General features: G+C 69.9%; 17 protein-coding genes. 5 read left to right on the top strand and 12 right to left on the bottom strand.

Features of this window, described 5'->3' with window-relative positions:
• Position 1 precedes the first annotated feature (1 nt).
• The 3 genes from VIP82_RS17380 to VIP82_RS17370 are packed head-to-tail and all read right to left on the bottom strand — an operon-like array spanning position 2 to position 3,418.
• Positions 2–943 (bottom strand): carbohydrate ABC transporter permease, encoded by a 942-nt coding sequence (locus VIP82_RS17380; protein ID WP_331910887.1) that lies wholly within the window; start codon positions 941–943, stop codon positions 2–4.
• A 58-nt stretch (positions 944–1,001) separates the two neighbouring features.
• Complete coding sequence (locus tag VIP82_RS17375) at positions 1,002–2,291, bottom strand: sugar ABC transporter substrate-binding protein (protein ID WP_331910885.1); 1,290 nt, start codon at positions 2,289–2,291, stop codon at positions 1,002–1,004.
• Between the two features lie 41 nt (positions 2,292–2,332).
• Complete coding sequence (locus tag VIP82_RS17370) at positions 2,333–3,418, bottom strand: LacI family DNA-binding transcriptional regulator (protein WP_331910883.1); 1,086 nt, start codon at positions 3,416–3,418, stop codon at positions 2,333–2,335.
• 196 nt (positions 3,419–3,614) lie between these two features.
• Between VIP82_RS17370 and VIP82_RS17365 the strand changes: the two genes are divergently transcribed.
• Together VIP82_RS17365 and VIP82_RS17360 are read left to right on the top strand one after the other, a co-directional pair.
• Positions 3,615–5,228 carry a glycoside hydrolase family 68 protein gene (locus VIP82_RS17365; RefSeq protein WP_331910881.1) on the top strand — a complete coding sequence of 538 codons (1,614 nt, stop codon included), beginning with the start codon at positions 3,615–3,617 and terminating at the stop codon, positions 5,226–5,228.
• A gap of 95 nt (positions 5,229–5,323) precedes the next feature.
• Positions 5,324–6,982, top strand: coding sequence for a glycoside hydrolase family 32 protein (locus tag VIP82_RS17360; RefSeq protein WP_331910879.1), 1,659 nt, complete (start codon positions 5,324–5,326; stop codon positions 6,980–6,982).
• Between the two features lie 46 nt (positions 6,983–7,028).
• On the opposite strand, the gene VIP82_RS17355 is transcribed toward VIP82_RS17360, so the two are convergent.
• The 6 genes from VIP82_RS17355 to rplM all read right to left on the bottom strand — a co-directional run bounded on the left by VIP82_RS17355 (position 7,029) and on the right by rplM (position 13,249).
• On the bottom strand, positions 7,029–8,078 hold the full coding sequence (locus VIP82_RS17355; protein ID WP_331910877.1) for a LacI family DNA-binding transcriptional regulator: 1,050 nt from the start codon (positions 8,076–8,078) through the stop codon (positions 7,029–7,031).
• A gap of 81 nt (positions 8,079–8,159) precedes the next feature.
• Positions 8,160–8,999, bottom strand: coding sequence for a universal stress protein (locus VIP82_RS17350; protein ID WP_331910875.1), 840 nt, complete (start codon positions 8,997–8,999; stop codon positions 8,160–8,162).
• A 138-nt stretch (positions 9,000–9,137) separates the two neighbouring features.
• Positions 9,138–10,757: a hypothetical protein gene (locus VIP82_RS17345; protein ID WP_331910873.1), complete on the bottom strand. Its 1,620-nt coding sequence runs from the start codon at positions 10,755–10,757 to the stop codon at positions 9,138–9,140.
• A gap of 168 nt (positions 10,758–10,925) precedes the next feature.
• Positions 10,926–12,284 (bottom strand): phosphoglucosamine mutase, encoded by a 1,359-nt coding sequence (gene glmM, locus VIP82_RS17340; RefSeq protein ID WP_331910871.1) that lies wholly within the window; start codon positions 12,282–12,284, stop codon positions 10,926–10,928.
• 16 nt (positions 12,285–12,300) lie between these two features.
• Positions 12,301–12,777, bottom strand: a complete 477-nt coding sequence (gene rpsI / locus VIP82_RS17335) for a 30S ribosomal protein S9 (protein ID WP_163617016.1) — start codon at positions 12,775–12,777, stop codon at positions 12,301–12,303.
• 25 nt (positions 12,778–12,802) lie between these two features.
• A complete protein-coding gene (gene rplM, locus VIP82_RS17330) occupies positions 12,803–13,249 on the bottom strand; it encodes a 50S ribosomal protein L13 (protein WP_331910869.1) in 447 nt (148 codons plus the stop codon).
• 304 nt (positions 13,250–13,553) lie between these two features.
• On the opposite strand from rplM, the gene galU reads away from it, so the two are divergent.
• Positions 13,554–14,447 (top strand): UTP--glucose-1-phosphate uridylyltransferase GalU, encoded by an 894-nt coding sequence (gene galU / locus VIP82_RS17325; protein ID WP_331910867.1) that lies wholly within the window; start codon positions 13,554–13,556, stop codon positions 14,445–14,447.
• 299 nt (positions 14,448–14,746) lie between these two features.
• Here galU and VIP82_RS17320 read toward each other — a convergent pair whose 3' ends face one another.
• From VIP82_RS17320 to VIP82_RS17310, 3 genes are all read right to left on the bottom strand, one after another.
• The gene (locus tag VIP82_RS17320; protein WP_331910865.1) at positions 14,747–15,487 is read right to left on the bottom strand and encodes a CPBP family intramembrane glutamic endopeptidase; all 741 of its coding nucleotides are present in this window, start codon (positions 15,485–15,487) and stop codon (positions 14,747–14,749) included.
• Positions 15,488–15,557: 70 nt separating this feature from the next.
• Entirely contained in the window at positions 15,558–16,082 is a 525-nt protein-coding gene (locus VIP82_RS17315) for an LPXTG cell wall anchor domain-containing protein (RefSeq protein WP_331910863.1), read from the bottom strand.
• Between the two features lie 317 nt (positions 16,083–16,399).
• Entirely contained in the window at positions 16,400–17,251 is an 852-nt protein-coding gene (locus VIP82_RS17310) for a CPBP family glutamic-type intramembrane protease (RefSeq protein ID WP_331910861.1), read from the bottom strand.
• 34 nt (positions 17,252–17,285) lie between these two features.
• Between VIP82_RS17310 and VIP82_RS17305 the strand changes: the two genes are divergently transcribed.
• Together VIP82_RS17305 and VIP82_RS17300 are read left to right on the top strand one after the other, a co-directional pair.
• Positions 17,286–17,876 carry an arsenate reductase/protein-tyrosine-phosphatase family protein gene (locus VIP82_RS17305; RefSeq protein WP_331910859.1) on the top strand — a complete coding sequence of 197 codons (591 nt, stop codon included), beginning with the start codon at positions 17,286–17,288 and terminating at the stop codon, positions 17,874–17,876.
• Between the two features lie 70 nt (positions 17,877–17,946).
• Positions 17,947–19,443 (top strand): polysaccharide biosynthesis tyrosine autokinase (locus tag VIP82_RS17300; protein WP_331910857.1); only part of this gene is annotated, 1,497 nt, incomplete at its 3' end.

Below are 19,443 nucleotides of genomic sequence, written 5' to 3'. Positions count from 1 at the left end.
TTCAGTCCTTCTCTCGGGTGAGCCGGCGCTGGATGAGCGCGATCGCGAGCACCGCGACGAAGAAGATGAGCGAGATCGCAGCGGCATAGCCGATCTCCTGCTGCTCGTAGCCCTTGCGCACGGCGTGGAAGACGATGGTGGAGGTCGAGCCCTGCGGGCCGCCCTGGGTCATCACGTCGACCTGCACGAAGAGGCCGAGGGCTGCGATCGTAATCGTGACGAGCACGAACACCATCGTCGGGCGAAGGCCCGGCCAGGTGACGTTCGTGAACTGGCGCCACGGACTCGCGCCGTCCATCCTGGCGGCCTCGTAGAGCTCTTCGGGAATCGTCTGCAGACCCGAGAGCCAGATGATCATGTGGAATCCGACGGCCTGCCAGATCGACATGAAGATGATCGCGCCGAGCGCGGTCTGCGGATCGTTCAGCCAGTCGGCGCCCGACCACAGGCCGAAGGTGAGGGCGTCGATCATCGAGTTGATCAGGCCGTCCTGCTGGTACATGAACTTCCACAGGATCGACACCACGACGATCGAGGTGACGACCGGGATGAAGAAGATCACGCGGAAGGCGGTGACGCCACGCATCCGACGGTTGACGAGCACCGCCAGCAGCAGCCCGAGGGCGGCCTGCACGGGCACGACCACCAGCGCGAAGACGGCGGTGTTGCCGACGGACTGTATGAACAGCGGGTCGGCGGTGAACGCGCGGATGAAGTTGTCGAAGCCGACGAAGCGCGGGGGGTTGGGTGAGATGAGCCGCGCGTTGGTGAACGACAGCGTGAAGGCGAGGATCACCGGGATGATGAGGAACAGGACCAGGAGGATGCCGGCGGGGGCGATCATCCCGAGTCCGGCCCAGGTCTCGCGCCCCTTGATGGAGCGGAAGCGACGGAGTTCGCGCCGAGGTTCTTCGGCGGCGACCGTCGGTGGAGTGACAGTCATGGCAGGTCTCTCTGAGGATGCGCCGGCGGGGGCATGAGGCCCCCGCCGGCGCGGCGGGTCACTGGAAGCCGTACCCGTCGTTCGACGCGATGTTCGCGTCGATCTCCGACACAGCGCGATCGAGCGTCTCCTGCACGTCGGCGCCGCTCATGATGTCCTTCGCGGCGGTCTCGAACGTGGCCGAGATCACCGCGTAGGCGGGCGTCTCGGGACGCAGAACCGCGTACTCCTGCGAGAACTCGACGAACGGGCGCAGGGCGCCGTCGTCGCCGAAGTACTCCGATGCCTGCGCGGCCGCCTCGGTGGCGGGGATCACGACCTGCTTGTCGGCGAACTCGGTGATGTACTTGTCCTGGAAGCTGAACTCGAGGTACTCGCGAGCGCCGTCGGCGTCGTTGCACTCCGATGAGATGCCCCACTGCCACGAGCCGCCGCCGATCTTCGGGCCGTTGCCCAGGTCCGGCGGGGGCAGGATGAGCAGGTCGTCGCCGACCGCGTCCAGGGCGGCGACAGCGTTCCAGACGCCCGTGTAGCTGAGCGCCACTTCGTCGTCGACGAACTCCTGGTTGCCGACCGTGCCGCTGTTGCCGGCGTACCCGTCGGCGAACAGGCCCGCGAACCACTCGCCCCATGCCGTGGCCTCGGGGCCGTTGAGCGCGCCGTCGGCAGTGAGCATGGTGGAGCGGTCGATGAGGTCGCCGCCGAAGCTCTGCAGGAACGGCGAGTACGCGTACGGCCACCACTCGCCGGTGTCTTCGGCGCCGATGTCGATCGGCGTCTCGTATCCGGCATCCTTCAGCGTCGCCAGAGCCGCACCGAACTCGTCGGCCGTCCACGGCTCCTCCATCGTCGGGATGCGGATGCCGTTGCCCTCGAGCACCGACTCTCGCGCGAAGATGGCGAGCGCGGCATCCCAGTAGCCGGCGGAGTAGATCTCGCCGTCCCACTTGCCGACCGCAGTGGGCAGCAGCGAGTCGGTGAGCTCGGTCGGCAGCTCGAGCGGCTGCAGATAACCGGCCCACGCCCAGTTGGGCATGATCGGCCCGTCGAGGTCGAGAAGGCAGGGAAGATCTCCGGATGCCGCCGCCGCGACGATCGCGTCGTTGTAGGCGCCCTGGGGGAACGACTCGTGGACGACCTCGTACTCGTCCTGTGAGTCGTTGAAGTCGGAGATGATCTGCTCGTAGACCTCGAGCTCGGCGGGGTTGCCCGCCGAGTGGGTCCACATGGTCAGCTGTGTGCGGCCGTCCGCGGTGGTGTCGTCTCCTTGACCGGCCTGCCCGCAGCCGGTCAGGGCGATCGCCGTGACCAGGCCCGCGGACACGAGGATCGGGGTCCTTGTGCGCATTGTTGTGGTTTCCTTTTCTTGGTGACTCACGCCCGCGTGGGTCACCGATCGGTGGCCGCCTCCGGCGGCCTCTCGGTGTGTGAAGCCCGTCGCCGGTTCGGTTTGGCGACTTGCGCCGGCGGCGGGCCAACGGAGTCTCGTCGGATGACGGGACACTCCATGAGGTGCGTGGCGTCCTCATCCCCCTCTGCGCGGACGCCGAGCGCGACCTCCATCGCCCAGCGGCCCATGTCGTAATGGGGCAGGGCGATGGTGGTGAGGGGGGGATCCTGTTCCGCGGCGACGAGCTGCTGATCGTCGTAGCCGACGATCGAGAGATCCCGCGGGATGTCGAGACCGCGACGGTGGGCGGCGATGTACACGCCGACGGCCATGCGGTCGTTGAAGCAGAAGATCGCGGTGGGGCGCTGCTCCTCGGGAAGCTCGAGCAGCTGTTCGAAGGCGGCGCGCCCGCCGCGTGCGGTCGTCTCGCCGTGCACGTGGAGCGCCGGATCGACGGGGATGCCGTTCTCGGCGAGCACTTCGAGGTAACCCTCGTGGCGCAGGCTGGACGCGATGGGATCGTCGTCGGTGTCGATGTAGGCGATGCGCCGATGCCCCGCGGCGACCAGTTCGCGCACGGCCGCCGCACCCCCGGCGCGATCGTCGGGGACGACGGAGCGGAATCCGCCGTTCTCGGGCCGGCAGTCGAGGAAGACCGCCCCCGCCGGCAGTCCGGCGGGAGCCGGGACCACCTGATGCCACATGCACGCGTAGATGAGACCGTCGACCTGCTGGGCCGTGAGGGCGCGGATCGCATCCGCTTCGATCTCACTGTCGCCGCCGGTGTCGATGAGGAAGACGAGGTAGCCGTTCTCGCGCGCGGCGTCCTGCGCGCCGGCGAGCATGTCCCCGGCGAACGGGGTCGTCGCGATCTGGTCCGAGATGAGGCCGACGGTCCGCGTCTGCTGCGTCCGCAGTCCGCGGGCGACCGAGCTCGGCGCGTATCCGATCGCTCGCGCGGCCTCGCGGACGCGCGTCCGGGTCTCCTCCGAGATCCGTGACTCCACATCGTTCATGACGAGCGAGACGGTGGTCACCGAGACGCCGGCTGCCGCCGCCACGTCTGAGATCCGCGCCCTCGCCATGCTGTGCACTCCATTGTGGTAAATCGATTTATCGAACGGGTCGATTATGAACCGACGATCGCCGCCGCGTCAAGCGCCGTGTCTCTGAAACCCGTGTCCCCCGAACGGCCGACATGCGCGATCCGGCGTCCCATGTCACTATGAATATGTGATGCAAATCGATTTGCATCACTTCATCTCGAAGGAGCCTCCAGAAATGAACACTCCCCCGAAGCGCGTCAGGCGCATCCTGACCGGCGCCGTCACCGCCGCCGCCGTCGCGGCGTCGGCACTGGTCGGCCTGCCTGCCGCTGCCGCCACGCCGGCCACCGCCGTATCGCTGCCCGACCTCCAGGACGGGCCTGAGTCGACCGTCCACACCCAGGAGGCCTTCGCCCCCGAAGACGACTTCACCGCCAAGTGGACCCGGGCGGACGCGCGCCAGCTGAAGCGCCTGTCCGACCCGACCGCGGGCTCGAAGCAGAACTCGATGCCCGCCGAGCTCACGATGCCCGCGGTTCCGCAGGACTTCCCCGACATGAGCAACGAGGAGGTCTGGGTCTGGGATTCCTGGCCGCTGACCGATGAGGACGCCAACCAGTACAGCGTCAACGGCCAGGAGATCATCTTCTCGCTCGTGGCCGACCGCAACCTCGTGTTCGACGAGCGCCACGTGTTCGCGAAGATCGGCTACTTCTATCGTCCGGCCGGCGTCCCCGCTGACGAGCGTCCGGAGAACGGCGGCTGGACGTACGGCGGCCTCGTCTTCGACGAGGGTGTGACCGGCAAGATCTTCCCCGACCAGTCGTACAGCCACCAGACCCAGTGGTCGGGTTCGGCGCGCATCTCGAAGGGCGGCGAGATCAAACTGTTCTTCACGGATGTCGCGTTCTACCGCAACGAGGACGGCAGCAACCGCAAGCCCTACGACCCGCGCATCGCGCTGAGCGTCGGCAAGGTGCACGCCAACAAGAACGGCGTGAAGCTGACGGGCTTCGACGAGGTCACCGACCTGCTGCAGGCCGATGGCACCTACTACCAGACCGGTGCGCAGAACGAGTTCTTCAACTTCCGCGACCCGTTCACGTTCGAGGACCCGGCCCACCCGGGTGAGACCTTCATGGTCTTCGAAGGCAACTCCGCCATGCCGCGCGAGAGCGCGACGTGCAACGAAGAGGACCTCGGCTACCGCGAGGGGGATCCCTTCGCGGAGACGGTCGAGCAGGTGAACGCCTCGGGCGCCACCTATCAGATCGGCAATGTCGGTCTCGCGAAGGCGAAGAACGAGGACCTGACCGAGTGGGAGTTCCTGCCGCCCATCCTGTCGGCGAACTGCGTCACCGACCAGACCGAGCGCCCGCAGATCTACATGAAGGACGGCAAGTACTACCTCTTCACCATCAGCCACCGTGGCACGTTCGCGAACGGCATCGATGGCCCCGAGGGCGTCTACGGCTTCGTCGGCGACGGCATCCGCAGCGACTACCAGCCGATGAACGCCGGTTCGGGCCTGGCACTGGGCAACCCGACGAACCTGAACTTCTCGGGCGGACAGCCGTTCGCCCCGGACTTCAACCAGCCGATCGGGCACTTCCAGGCGTACTCGCACTACGTGATGCCCGGCGGACTGGTGCAGTCGTTCATCGACACGATCGGCACCGAGGGGGACTTCCGCCGCGGCGGCACTCTCGCCCCGACGGTCAAGATCGACATCGACGGCGCCTCGTCGGCGGTCGACTACTCGTACGGGGACGGCGGGCTCGGCGGCTACGCCGACATCCCGGCGAACATCAACATCAACCCCGGCGGCAACGAGAAGACGCTGCGCTGACCCCAGCGACAGAACGACGGATGCCTCGGCACGGCCTCGTGCCGGGGCATCCGTCCGCCGCATTGTCCACACGACCGACAACGGAAGGACCCGTCATGCCCGCGGACGACACCCGCTTCACGACCCACCACCGCCGCTTGCTGGTGATCGCCGCCGCGGTGCTCGCGGTGCTCGCCGTCGCGCTGGTGGCGGTGCTCGCCGTCGGCGTGCCGTCGCAACGGGATGCCGGACCGAGCCCGTCGCCGACCGAGCCATCGACGGGTGAGGGCGAGCGGCCGGCGGACTGGTCGCCGCATCGGCCGGGGATCCACCTGACGCCCGGCGAGAACTGGATGAACGATCCGCAGAAGCCGTTCCTGCTCGACGGCGTGTGGCACTACTACTACCTGTACAACGCGGACTACCCCGACGGGAACGGCACGGCGTGGTACCACGCGACGTCGACCGATCTGGTGCACTGGAAGGACGAGGGCGTCGCGATCGAGAAGTACGCCAACGGTCTGGGTGACATCTGGACCGGCACCGCGGTAGTCGACGAGCACGGGACCGCAGGGTTCGGCGCAGGTGCGGTGATCGCCCTCGTCACCCAGCAGGTCGACGGCGTGCAGCGCCAGTCGCTCTTCTTCTCACGCGACGGCGGCTACCGCTTCGAGTCGTACGACGGCAACCCGGTGATGGACAACCCCGGCGTCGCGGACTGGCGGGACCCGCGCGTGTTCTGGGACGAGACCGCCGGGCGCTGGGTGATGGCGCTGGCCGAGCACGACCGGATCGGCTTCTACACCTCGCCGGACCTCCGCGAGTGGACCTACGCCTCGGACTTCTCGACGTCCGGGCTCGGAGTGCTCGAATGCCCCGACCTGTTCCCCATGTCGGTGGATGGGAATCCTGACGACGTGCGATGGGTCCTCGTCGCCGGCGCCAACGGCGCGGCGGAGGGCATGACCACCGGCACCGCGTATTGGGTGGGGCAGTGGGACGGCGAGCGCTTCACCGCCGACGAAACCGGGCACCAGTGGCTGGATCATGGACCGGACTACTACGCGTCCGTCACGTGGGACGACCCCCGCCTCGATGCCGGCGACCGTCTCGCGTCGCGGTACGGCATCGGCTGGATGAACAACTGGGCCTATGCCGACCGCCTGCCGGGCGAGGACTGGCACGGCGGATCCGACTCCCTCGTGCGCACGATCTCACTGCGTGCGAACGGGGCGGGCGCGACGCTGCACTCGACACCGGCTCAGGAGCTGGACGCGCTGGCCGGAGAGCGTCAGGCGCTCGCGGACCAGCGGGTCGACGCCGACACCGTACTCGACGTCGACGTGCCGGCTTCGGGCGCCTATCGGCTGACGCTCACCGCGTCTGAGGCGGCGGGCGACACCGGCGAACTCCGGGTCAAGGTGCTCACCGGCGACGGCACCTTCGCGACCGTCGGCTACGACTTCGCCGCGGGAGTCGCGTTCGTGACGCGCGACGCGGATGGCGTCGCCGACGGGATGCCCGAGGCCTACAGCGAGGTGCGCACGGCACGCGTCGCGCCGACCGACGGACGGGTCGATCTCGACATCGTCGTGGATGCGGCGTCGATCGAGGTGTTCGCCGGCGATGGGGCCGTCGCGCTGACCATGGCGACCTACGGGTCTGCGGGCGAGCGCGGACTGCGCATCGAGGGGGCGGACGGCGCGGTGAGCGTCACCGACGCGAGCATCACTCCCCTGCGCATCGCGCCTGTCGAGCGGACCGGGCACCGCTAGGCGGCACGCGGCTCAGCGGACCGGGCGCCGCTCGGCGGCACGCGGTTCAGCGGACGGCGGGCGGGGCGACGGACTCCCGCTCGACGAGCCAGCCCCGCAGCTGGTGCACGCCGTCGCCGACAGCCGGAGCGGTTCCGTCTATCCGATCCAGCAGCCGCGTCATCCCCCATCGGCCGATCTCGTCGTGCGGCAGCGCGACCGTCGTGAGTCCGGGGTCCAGGGCATCGGCGACCGGATGCAGGTCGTCGATGCCGACCACCGACAGCCCCGCGGGCACGGGGATCGCGCGTCGTGCCGCGGCCTGCATCACTCCCATTGCGATCTGGTCGTTGAAGCAGATGATCGCAGTCGGCGGACGGGACTGGTCGAGCAGGCGTCCGCCTGCCTCGCGGCCGCCGGCGGCATCCGAGGTGCAGAACTCGAGCCTGCCGTCGTCGAGGGCGATGCCGGCGTCGCCGAGAGCCGATCGCACACCGATAAGGCGTCCGCGGGCAGCCCGCGACTCATCGGTCGTGCCGACGTAGGCGATCTCGCGGTGGCCCTCCCGCGTGAGCCTCTCGCACGCCAGCGTCGCGATCTGCGCCTCGTCGGGCACGACGGCGTCCACGTGCCATCCCGGCTCGGGGGCGGCATCGACGAGCACCACCGGCACATCGTCGGGGACGGCGGGGCGATCCACCCGCTGGTGGTACATCCGGGCGATGAGGAGGCCGTCGACGCGCTGAGCGAGGAATCGCGAGACGAGATCGCCTTCGGCCTCGGCGTCGCCCCCGCTCTCGGCCACCATCAGCAGCACGTCGCGCTCGAGCCCGGCGCGCCGGGCGCCCTCGATGATGCGGCCTGCGAACGGCGTCGCGGCGAGGTCATCGCCGATCAGGCCGACGACCCCGGTGCGCCGTCGGCGCAGGCCGCTCGCCACCCGGTCGGGAACGTAGCCGAGCTCGCGCGCCACCGCGAGGATCCGTTCTCTCGTCTCCGCGTTGACGGCGCGTGCGCCGCTGAGTGCGTGCGAGACGGTCGTCGGCGAGACCCCTGCGGCTGCGGCGACGTCGCTCACGCGCGGGCGGCCGCCTCCGGTCGTCGAGCGGTTCCCCATTGCTCCAGGTTAGGCCGAGCGACGCTCCCTCCGAGTGCGCGGCGACGCCGCCCCGCGAGTCGCGAGGAGCAGGGCCGAGGTTCAGCGCACGACGGCGGTGACGGTCGCCAGCCGGCTGAGCACGTCCTGGCTGACAGAACCGAGCAGGAAGCGTGCCAGCGCGCCACGTCCGTGCGACCCGACCACCGCGAGGCGCGCCGAGGATGCGAGCTCGTTGATGATCTGCGACGGATACCCCCGCTCGACACGACGCTCGATCTCGAGGTCGGGGTACCGCGAGCTGAGCCCGGCGAGCGACAGGCCGAGGGCCTCGGCGGTGAGCTTCTCCATGTTCTCGAGATACTCCGCGGGGTAGACGGCCGCCATGTTGCGCGGCGCCTCGAGCGGGGTCCACACGGCGACGGCGATCAGCGGCTCACCCAGGCGATCGGCCTCCGCGGCCGCGAACGCGATCGCCTTCTCCGACGCCGGTGAGCCGTCGACGCCCACCACCACCCCGGTGCGCTTCGACACGTCCACGTCGGGCACGGCCACGACCGGGCACTGCGCGCCGGCGGCGATCCGCTGCCCGTGCGCGCCGCGGCGTCCCCCGGATCCGTCTTGCTGATCGCTCCCGATCACCAGCAGCGACGCGTGGGCCGAGGCATCCGTCAGCACTGCGACCGGATCGCCGCGATCGACCCTCATGTACACCTTCAGGCCGAGACGAGGGAGAGCGGATGCCGTGGCCTCGACGCGTTCGCGCGCTGCCGCGACCGCGCGCTCGAGGACCTCGTCCTCGCCGATCGCGCCGACCGCGCCGCCCACGACCTCGATGAGCTTGAGGGGAAGGCGATGGGCCGACGCGCGTTTCGTCGCCCACTCCACCGCCCGGAGCGCGGCGGGGGCATCTGTCACTCCGACGACAATAGGTTCGACCACGGTGTCTCCTCTCGGATGCCCTCAGAGTAGCGGTGACGAGGCGCGCGGCCGGGAGCGCCGTCCTGCGCGCTGTCGAGGATCGGCGGCCCCGGCGAGCAGGTGGCAGACCGGCGGCCGGCCTCAACTCCCTCGAGCGCCTCAGCCCTGCCAGGGCGGCCACGGCCCCCAGGGCCAGTCGTCGTCGGGGCCGGGGCCCGGTTCCGGGTCGGGGTCCGGCTGCGGGTCGGGGTCCGGCTGCGGGTCGGGCACGGGTTGCGGGTCGGGCTGCGGCGACGGCGCGGTCGGCGTCTGCGGCGCAGAACCCTGGTCGGGCGCGGGTGCCGGATCGGCCGTCTGGTCCGGGGACTGCTGCGACCGCTGCCGCTGCTCCGCGCGTTGCTGCTCCAGCTCGCGGAGTCGCTGCTGCTCGGCGGCGACCCGCTCCTGCTCGCCGCGCAGCGCCGCCACCGCGCCCGCGTACGAACCCATCGCCGCGAGAGCGTCGGCGTTCTCGCGTGCCGCTGCGGCTGCCGCCGCTGCGGAGAGCACCGCTCCTCGCAGCTCGGCCGCCGGCAGCGGGTTCTCGGCGGCGATGCGATCCGCGGACGTCGGCAACGTCGCGCCGAGCGCGAGGAGCGCCGCGTGCAGCGCACCGATCCGGTCCTCCAGCGCCGCGGAGTCGGCCCGGACATCGGATGCCGCGGCGACGAGGTCGGCACGGACACCATCGGCGTCATTCGTGGCAGCCGCGACGGCCTCGACATCCGTCGTGTCGACCCCCGTCCGCGCAGATGCGTCCGGGCCGGCGACGGGCGATGCGCCGGCCTCCGCGATCAGCTCGTCCAGCGCCACCTGCGCTTCCTCAAGCGCCGCGTCGTCGCTGATCCCCCCGAGCTGGGCGAGGACGGGTTCGGCGGCGACGACGGCCGCGTTGCCGACGCCGCCGATCGCGGCATCCTCGACGGTCGCGGCATCGAGGTCGGCTTGCGCCGCGACGACGCCGGCCTCGGCCTTATCGAGCTGAGCGACGGCGGCCGCGAGTCGATCTCGGGCCAGGGCCGACTGCACCGTGACGGTTCCGGCGGCCACAAGAGCTCCGGCGACGATGACCGATGCCGCCACCAGCCCCCAGCGCGCCGCTGCACTCCGTCTCGCCGGGCGTCTGGTGCGCGGCGACGTCTCGGCCCTGTTCGGCGGTGCCGGTCGCCGTACCTCGACGAGAGGTGCGACCTCGAGCGGTGCCGCGCGCGGAGGCATGACCTGATGATCGATGGGGGTGGGCGCGGGGCCCCCAGTGGCGAGGGAATCGCCGCCCGCTTCGGCGGGTACGGCGATGGCCGCCGCGAGCCCTGCCGGCAGGGTCGCGGCGACGTTGGTGGTGGGCAGTGGCGGAGCCGGCGTCGCCGGGCGAGCGATCTGCGTCTCGGACGGCGCCGCGACGGCCGGAGCCGGCGTCGCCGGGCGAGCGATCGGCGTCTCGGGCGGCGCCACGATGGCCGGCGCGGGAGTCGTGACTCGGGCTGGTGGGACGGACATCAGCGCGGCGACGGTCGGTGCGACCGCCGGAACCGATGCCGCGGCGGCACCGTGATGCGCCATGATGCGGGCGCTGGCGGCGGCGACGGCGATCGGCTGCTGCCGCTCCCCCACACGGAGCGGGCCGAACAGTCCTGCGAGCGCCGCTTCACGCTCGCGTTCCGCCTCGAGGTCGTCGTCGTGCTCGTCGTATGGCCGCGACGGACCGCCCTGCGGTGTGCCGGTCTTCCCCCGAAGTCCCATGCCCAGCTCCGTCCTCATCGCTGAGAGGACGCCAGTGTACGTCGGCGACGACGATCACGACATGGGGGGTTTTCCCTGGTCAGCGCGGCCAACCGATCGGGGCGGGCACCCTGTGGGTCCGCCGTCCGCCGTCGGCGTAGCGCCGGCAGCGGTACCCCGATCGCCGGGTTACCGCGCCAGCCGCTCCCGCACGACATCGGCGAGCGCGTCGGCGTGCCGGCGGGCGTCGTCCTCCGACCCCGCTTCGACCATCACGCGCACCATCTCCTCGGTGCCCGAGGGTCGCAGGAGCACGCGTCCGGAGAGGCCGAGCTCGGCGGAGGCGCGGGCGACGGCATCCTGAACCACCTCGTCGGAGCCCGCGCGCGTACGGTCCACACCGCGAACGTTCACGAGCACCTGGGGATACACGGTCATGATCGAGGCGAGCTCGGCGAGCGTCTTGCCCGTTCGCGCCATCTCGGCGACCAGGTGCAGACCGGTGAGCAGGCCGTCACCCGTCGTGGCGTAGTCGCTCATGATCACGTGGCCCGACTGCTCGCCGCCGAGCGAGAAGCCGCCCTCGTTCATGCGCTCGAGCACGTAGCGGTCGCCGACCGCCGTGGTCTCGAGATGGATGCCGTGGGCCGACATCGCCCGGTGCAGGCCGAGGTTGCTCATCACGGTGGCGACGAGCGTGTCGTCCTTGAGGCGGCCGCGGTTCTTCATGGAGACCGCGAGGATCGCCATGATCTGGTCGCCGTCGACGATCTTGCCGGCCGCGTCGACCGCGAGGCAGCGGTCGGCGTCGCCGTCGTGCGCGATGCCGACGTCGGCGCCGTGCTCGAGAACGGCCTTCGACAGCACGTCGAGGTGCGTCGAGCCGACGCCGTCGTTGATGTTGAGGCCGTCGGGATCGGCGCCGATGACGGTGACGCGGGCGCCGGCATCCTTGAAGGTCTCAGGCGAGACTCCGGATGCCGCACCGTGCGCGCAGTCGAGCACGACGTGCAGGCCGTCCAGGCGGTGGGGCAGCGAGCCGAGCAGGTGCACGACGTACCGGTCCTCGGCGTCGGCGAACCGTCGGATGCGCCCGATGGCGCCGCCCGTGGGCAGCAGCTTCGGCCCGGACATCGCGCTCTCGATGCGCTCCTCGACGACGTCGGGCAGCTTCACGCCACCTCGCGCGAAGATCTTGATGCCGTTGTCGGGAGCGGGATTGTGGGATGCCGAGACCATGACGCCGAAGTCGGCGTCGATGTCGGCGATCAGGAAGGCCGCCGCCGGGGTCGGCAGCACGCCGGCGTCGAAGACGTCGACGCCCGACGAGGCGAGGCCCGCCTCGACCGCGGCGGAGAGGAACTCGCCCGAGACGCGCGGATCGCGCGCGACGACGGCGGTGAGGCGCTTGCCGGCGGCGCGGCGCGCCTCGGCAGTACGGCCCTGGCCCAGGACGACGGCGGTCGCCTGGGCCAGGGACAGTGCGAGATCGGCAGTGAGGGGGCCGTTGGCCAGCCCCCTCACCCCGTCCGTGCCAAAGATCGGCATACGGAGATGAAGCCGATCAGCGCTTCGAGTACTGAGGCGCCTTGCGGGCCTTCTTGAGACCAGCCTTCTTGCGCTCGATGACGCGGGCGTCACGCGAGAGGAAGCCGGCCTTCTTGAGGGTCGGACGGTTGTTCTCGGTGTCGATCTCGTTGAGCGCACGAGCGATGCCGAGGCGCAGCGCGCCGGCCTGGCCCGAGGGGCCACCGCCCGAGATGCGCACGATGACGTCGTACGCGTCGGTGAGGTTGAGCACCGTGAACGGGTCGGTGATGAGCTGCTGGTGCAGCTTGTTCGGGAAGTAGTCCTCGAACGCACGGCCGTTGACGGTGATGGTGCCCGAGCCGGGGATGACGCGCACGCGGGCGATGGCCTGCTTGCGACGACCGACGGCCGCACCCGACACCGAGAGCACGGGGCGCTCGACGGGGGTCACGGTCTCGTCGAGCGGGGTCTCGGTCGAGTAGTTGGTGGTTTCTTCTTCGATGTTCGCCATCAGTGTGTCCTTGTCTCTGCGGCGCTTACTGGGCGACCTGGTCGAAAACGTACGCGGTGGGCTTCTGCGCGGCGTGCGGGTGCTCGGCACCGCGGTACACCTTGAGCTTCGACAGCTGGTCGCGGCCGAGCGAGTTCTTCGGGAGCATGCCGCGGACGGCCTTCTCCACGGCGCGGACGGGGTTCTTCTCGAGGAGCTCCGAGTAGGTGACCGACTTCAGGCCGCCCGGGTAACCCGAGTGGCGGTACGCCTTCTTCTGCTCGAGCTTCTGGCCCGTCAGCGCGACCTTCTCGGCGTTGATGATGATGACGAAGTCGCCCTGGTCGACGTGCGGTGCGAACGTCGGCTTGTGCTTGCCACGGAGGAGGACGGCGGCGTGCGAGGCGAGGCGGCCGAGAACGACGTCGGTCGCGTCGATGACCAGCCACTCGCGCTGGACTTCGCCAGCCTTGGGGGTGTAAGTGCGCGTCACAGTAGTGCTGCTTTCTTGATTCGAACGGAGGAGTTCGTGAATCCCACTCCGGGGTGGTTCTGCTCCTGATCGGAGGCGGAACACGCCAGTGGAGGGCTCACGTTCGTGGTGCCGGGTCAGCTGAGCCGCACACCAAAGATCAATAGTACGCGACACGGATGCCTCGGCCAAACCGGCGCATTACCCGCAGACCTCGCCATGTCGGGAGCGCCACGCCGTGCGCCTCACGCGCCGGCTCGTTCACGCGGCACATCGTGCGACATCTGTCACACCTCGTTCACACGATGTCTCTAACCTTCTTCTCATGAATGCACCGTCGATCAAAGCAGTGATCCCTGCCGCAGGCTTGGGCACGCGCTTCCTCCCTGCCACCAAGGCGATGCCGAAGGAGATGCTCCCCGTCGTCGACAAGCCCGCCATTCAGTACGTCGTCGAAGAGGCGGTGGCCGCGGGCATCGACGATGTGCTCGTCATCATCGGACGCAACAAGAACGCGCTCGCCAACCACTTCGACCGCGTGACCGAGCTCGAGGACACGCTTCACCGCAAGGGCGACATGACGAAGCTCGAGCGGGTCATGCATTCCAGTTCGCTCGCGGACGTCCATTTCGTCCGCCAAGGCGACCCGCGCGGTCTCGGTCACGCGGTGCTGCGCGCCCGCAAGCACGTCGGCAACGAGACCTTCGCCGTTCTCCTCGGCGATGACCTCATCGACGCCCGCGACCCGTTGCTCTCCCGCATGATCGAGGTCTCGCAGGGCCGGTCGGCGACGGTCGTCGCGCTCATGGAGGTGGATCCGAGCCAGATCCACCTGTACGGGTGCGCCGACGTCGAGACCACCGACGAAGCCGACATCGTGAAGATCAAGGCTCTGGTCGAGAAGCCGTCGGCCGACGAGGCACCGAGCAACCTGGCGATCATCGGTCGCTACGTGCTCAAGCCTGAGATCTTCGACGTGCTCGAGCGCACCGATCCCGGCAAGGGTGGCGAGATCCAGCTGACGGATGCCCTCGAGGTGCTCGCCGGCGACGAGCAGGTCGCCGGACCGGTGCTCGGTGTCGTGTTCGGAGGTCGCCGCTATGACACCGGCGATCGCCTCGACTACCTGAAGTCGAGCATCCGGCTCGCCCTCGACCGCGAGGACCTCGGCCCCGAACTGGCCCAGTGGATCAAGGAACTCGCACCGCAGCTCGACTGAGCCGCCGGACGCAGTGAGCACGGACGCTGCCGACTCGGATGCCGACTCAGGTGCCGGTTCTCCGTCCGCCGCCCCTGGCATGCCCCACGGGGTGTGCTCGAACCGTCGACCGTAACGTTCCTCGGCCCCGACCGGGTCGAGCATGTCCCGCATGGTCCGCGCGCGCTTCGCCAGTTCCTCCACCGGCTGCCCTGACGCCTCGGCCGCGAGCGCTTCCGCCGCCAGCGTCCACGCCTCACGCACCATCGCTTCGCGCGCGGCCCTCTATATAAGAGGAACGGATGCTGCACCCCGCCGCCTCACCAGATCAGCAGCGCCGCCCCGACCGCGTTGAAGACGACGTGCGCCGTCAAGGCCCCGGCGAGCCTGCCGGTCAGCAGCGTCAGCACGCCGCACCCCAGCCCCACAGCCACGGTGCCGAGCAGCAGGCCGACGGGGACGAACGGTCCTACCGCAAGTGCGTGCAGTCCCGCGAACAGCGCCGTCGAGAAGAGCACGGCCACCGGACCGGCGACCCACCGCCCCGCGCCCGCAAGCGCATCGCCCAACGAGCGCTGGAGCAATCCGCGGAAGAACAGCTCCTCTATCAAGGGAGTGACGAGAACGGCGCCCGCGAGGGTGACGATCATCGCGGCCATCACGCTCGAGTCATCCGGGATCAGCCCGCCCCCGAGGCCACTGGTGGAGGGCGCGACGAGCTCCACGAGCGCTCGCGCGACGAGCCCGACGCCCAGCCCCGCAACGACGTCGATCCACGAGAACCCGCGCAACCCGGTGGCCACAGTGAACCGCTCCTGCGTCACCCGGGCGGCCACGATGACCGCGCCGAGCAGCGGAGCCGACAGCAGCACCAGGTCGACGAACGCGACCAGAATCAGCGGCCAGGCCCAGATCACCGCGTGCACCGACGGGAGCCAGAGGATCACCGCCGCGGCGAGCAGTGCGCCGACGGCCGCCACCGCCAGTGCCACCCATGGATGTCGCCACGCGCGCCGGCGGCCCGGCGCATCCACCGACACATCGGCCCCGTCGTTCACCATCGCACCCCTCGTGCTGCGGAAAAAGACGAAGACCCCGGGCCGGAGCCCGGGGTCTTCGTGATGTCGTAGGTCAGCGGTTGGCGGCAGCGCGACGACGGGCGACCGCAGCCGCGACGGCGATGCCGCCGAGGCCGATGGCGCCGACGCCGAGCCAGATCATCGCACCCGGAACCTCGCCACCCGTGGCGGGCAGCTGGGCCGAGCCACCGCCGGCAGCGGCCGGCCCGACGGTGATCGTCTGCGTGGCAACCACGTTGCCCTCGCCGTCCACGGCGGTGACGACGTAGGTGCCGGTCTGGCTGGCCGTGAACTGGACCGAAGCCGAGCCGTCCACGACCTGCTTCTCCACCCCGCCGCTACCTGCGGCGTGGACCAGCGATGCGAGGGTGACGCCCTGGCCGGGCGTGACCGTGATGCGGATGAAGGGGACGTTCAGGTTGTTGAACGTGATGGTGATGGTCTGACCCACAGCCGGCGTGGTGTCGCTCACGACAACCGTCGGGGGGTCAGGCGTGTAGTCGGCGGATGCCGCACCGGCGCCGCCGAGAACCAGCAGGCCGGCGACAGCAATCGCGGCGAAAGTCTTCTTGAACATGGCAGAGATCTCCCGAGTAATTTGCACGTCATCGGCTGGGGGGATTTGTGTCGGGCAAGCGCTCCCCGGTTGCCCGACGTGTCACACGCTATCGCATTCTGAGAGTTTGGCGAGAGGGCCAGGGTTTCCAGAAAGTAACAAATTGTCGCACCTGTCCCCCGAACAGAGGACAAGACACAAACTGCGTGTCCCCCACATGGGCGACAAAACGATCCGAGATGTCCCAATGTCCCCCTTTCGGGGGACAAATTGAAGGCGAGACGCGAAATGTCCCCCATTCGGGGGACAAATTGAGCCCGCACGAATTGCCCAAAGACCTAGGTCATTGCGCCTACGAGCAGGCCCAAACCCACGTACGAGGCGTTGTAGACCGCGTGCACGAGCACGGCTCCCCAGATGCGCCCGGTCAGCAGCACCAGCAGCGCGCACACCATCCCCAGAAGCGAGAGCGACACCACGCCGCTCACATCGCCGACAGACGAGATCCCGTGCATCAGCACGAACAACGCCGTCGAGGCGAGCGCGGCCGCGAGCCCCGCGGCGAACTTGCCGAACGGGCGCCGCAGCACGGTGTAGAGCGCGACGAGCAGCACGGCGCGGAAGAAGAACTCCTCCACCACCGGCGCCACCACGATCGGGGCGACCACGTCGAACAGCATCGTCGACAGCGGCAGCGATCCGTCCACCCGCTCCAGGACCGGCAGCACCGGGGTGCCGCCGACCCCCTCGATCCATCCCTGGGTCGTGCGCAGAAGTGCGCCGAGCACCAGCCCGTAGAGCAGATCGATGGCGCGCAGCCGCAGCAGGCCGATCGGTCGCGACCGGGTGAAGGCCCAGACGATGGGCCCCAGCATCCCGATCCAGATGAGGACGGTGGCGGATGCCGCGGCCCACGGAGAATCCCACACCGTGGTGACGAGCGATCCGAGAAGCACGCCGGCGCCGAGCGACACCAGGGCGACGGCGAGCAGAGCCTCGCGCCACCGCAGTACGGTGCGTCCGCCCAGGCGCCAGTCGGTGCGCGCCTCGTGAGGTGCGCGACGGGAGCGCCGCGGCGAGGGCTCTTCCACGACGGCGTCGCCGCCGGTCGCGTCCGCGGTCGCGGCGGCCGGTGGCTGGATCGCCCACACGTCGACCGTGGGCGTGGCGTCGCTAGGCTGGTCAGGCACGCGCCTACGTTACCCGCCCCGTGGAGGCATCCCCTTGTTCGCGATCCTCACGGTCTGCACAGGCAACATCTGCCGTTCGCCGCTCGCCGAGCAGCTGCTGCGCACGCGCCTTGCCGACCTCGAGCCCTCCATCGCCAGCGCCGGCACGCGCGGTCTCCCCGCGGCCCCGATGACGGTCGAGGCGGCGCATATCGCCCGGGCGCTCGGCGTCCCCGACGCCGACACGGACGCACACCGCTCGCGGTTCCTCACCGAGCAGCACCTCGACACGCCCGACCTGATCCTCGCGATGACTCGCGAGCACCGCCGTGCCATCGCCGAGCTGGCGCCCTCCCGCCTGCGTTCGACGTTCACCATCCGTGAGTTCGCGCGACTGGCCGCGGCCGTGCCCGCCGACGAGGTGCGTGCCGCGGCAGATGCCGCCGCGGCACCGTCCGAGAAGCTGCGGGCCACGGCATCCGTCGTCGCGTCGTACCGCGGTCTCGTCCCGGCGCCGGAGGATCCCGCCGACGACGACGTGGTCGACCCGTACCGGCAGCCGTGGGAGACCTACCTGCTGTCGGCGCAGCAGCTCGAGCCCGCCGTCACGGCGGTCGCGGCGACCGTGCGCGCTGCGCTGGCGTAACCCGTTCCGGGCCTCGACCTGGCCCTGTGTAAGAATTCACGGACCACACCGGCACCCCGCGAGAGGCGACATGGAGCTCACCGACTACATCCGGATCCTCCGCAAGAACTGGGTCATCATCGTCGTGGCGACCCTCTTGGGCCTCGGCATCGCCGGAGCCTGGTCGCTCACCCGCACCCCCCAGTACGAGGCGCAGAGCACGGTCTTCGTGTCGACCCAGTCGGGTTCGACGATCCAGGATCTGCAGCAGGGATCGAACTTCACGCAGTCCCGCGTGCAGACCTACACGAACCTCGTCACGACGCCGATCGTGATGAACCCGGTGATCGCCGAGCTCGATCTCGGCATGACCGCGAGCGAGCTCTCCGCCCAGGTCGAGGCATCCGCCGCTCTGAACACGACGCTCATCACGATCACGGTGACAGGCGCCGATCCGGTGCAAGCGGCCGACGTCGCGAACGCCCTCGGCGCATCGCTCAAGTCGACGGTCGAGCGGCTCGAGACGCCGAACGGCACCGATACCAGCCCGGTGCGCGTCGAGCGCGTGAAGGACGCACTGCCACCACTCAAGCCGTCGAGCCCCAACGTTCCGCTCAACCTCGCGCTGGGCGCGCTCGTGGGTCTCGCGATCGGCATCGGCGTGGCGGTGCTGCGCGCCGTGCTCGACACACGCATCCGCACGCCGCGCGATGTGGAGCAGGTCACCGACCGTCCGCTCATCGGCGCGATCGCCTTCGATCCGAAGGCGAAGGAGCGCCCGCTCATCGTGCACGCGGATCCGCTCAGTCCGCGGTCGGAGTCGTTCCGTGCGATGCGCACGAACCTCCAGTTCCTCGAGACCGACGGCCGCGCGTCGTACGTGATCACCTCGAGCGTGCCGAGCGAGGGCAAGTCGACCACGACCATCAACCTCGCCATCGCGCTGGCCGATGCCGGCAAGCGCGTGGCGCTGCTCGACACCGACCTGCGCAAGCCGAAGGTCGCCGAGTACCTCGGCATCGAGGGCGGTGCGGGCCTCACCGACGTGCTGATCGGCCGCGCGCGCCTGAGCGACGTGATGCTCCCCTGGGGCAACCGCAGCCTCTACGTCCTCCCCGCGGGCAAGATCCCGCCGAACCCGAGCGAGCTGCTCGGGTCGAAGAGCATGCGCCAGCTGCTCGAGGCCCTCGAGCGCGACGTCGACATCGTGCTCTGCGACGCTCCGCCCCTCCTTCCGGTGACGGATGCCGCGATCCTCGCGAATGCGACCAGCGGAGCGATCCTCGTGGTGTCGGCCGGCCGCACCAACCGCCACCAGCTGTCGGGAGCGGTCGACGCGCTGAACACCGCCGGGGCGCACATCGCGGGCGTCGCGATGACGATGGTTCCGACGCGCGGCCCTGACTCGTACGCGTACGGGTACGGGTACGGGTACGGGTCGTACGGGTATGGCTACGGACAAACCCCGGACAAGCCCGCAAAGAAGTCGAAGCGCGCGAAGGCGGAGCGCGCGAAGGCGGAGCGCGCGAAGGCGGAGCAGGCCGCTCCAGCGCCATCAGGTGCGCCCGCTGCTCCGGCAGCCGCGCCC

This window comes from Microbacterium sp., from assembly GCF_036566905.1.
Taxonomy (GTDB): domain Bacteria; phylum Actinomycetota; class Actinomycetes; order Actinomycetales; family Microbacteriaceae; genus Microbacterium.
Note: the sequence above shows the minus strand (reverse complement) of the source record. Positions and strands in the feature narration are given on the sequence as shown.

Coding starts and splice junctions, on each gene's coding strand:
- VIP82_RS17380 (WP_331910887.1), bottom strand. CDS start 943: ATGACTGTCACTCCACCGACGGTCGCCGCCGAAGAACCTCGGCGCGAA.
- VIP82_RS17375 (WP_331910885.1), bottom strand. CDS start 2,291: ATGCGCACAAGGACCCCGATCCTCGTGTCCGCGGGCCTGGTCACGGCG.
- VIP82_RS17370 (WP_331910883.1), bottom strand. CDS start 3,418: ATGGCGAGGGCGCGGATCTCAGACGTGGCGGCGGCAGCCGGCGTCTCG.
- VIP82_RS17365 (WP_331910881.1), top strand. CDS start 3,615: ATGAACACTCCCCCGAAGCGCGTCAGGCGCATCCTGACCGGCGCCGTC.
- VIP82_RS17360 (WP_331910879.1), top strand. CDS start 5,324: ATGCCCGCGGACGACACCCGCTTCACGACCCACCACCGCCGCTTGCTG.
- VIP82_RS17355 (WP_331910877.1), bottom strand. CDS start 8,078: ATGGGGAACCGCTCGACGACCGGAGGCGGCCGCCCGCGCGTGAGCGAC.
- VIP82_RS17345 (WP_331910873.1), bottom strand. CDS start 10,757: ATGGGACTTCGGGGGAAGACCGGCACACCGCAGGGCGGTCCGTCGCGG.
- glmM (WP_331910871.1), bottom strand. CDS start 12,284: ATGCCGATCTTTGGCACGGACGGGGTGAGGGGGCTGGCCAACGGCCCC.
- rpsI (WP_163617016.1), bottom strand. CDS start 12,777: ATGGCGAACATCGAAGAAGAAACCACCAACTACTCGACCGAGACCCCG.
- galU (WP_331910867.1), top strand. CDS start 13,554: ATGAATGCACCGTCGATCAAAGCAGTGATCCCTGCCGCAGGCTTGGGC.
- VIP82_RS17320 (WP_331910865.1), bottom strand. CDS start 15,487: ATGGTGAACGACGGGGCCGATGTGTCGGTGGATGCGCCGGGCCGCCGG.
- VIP82_RS17315 (WP_331910863.1), bottom strand. CDS start 16,082: ATGTTCAAGAAGACTTTCGCCGCGATTGCTGTCGCCGGCCTGCTGGTT.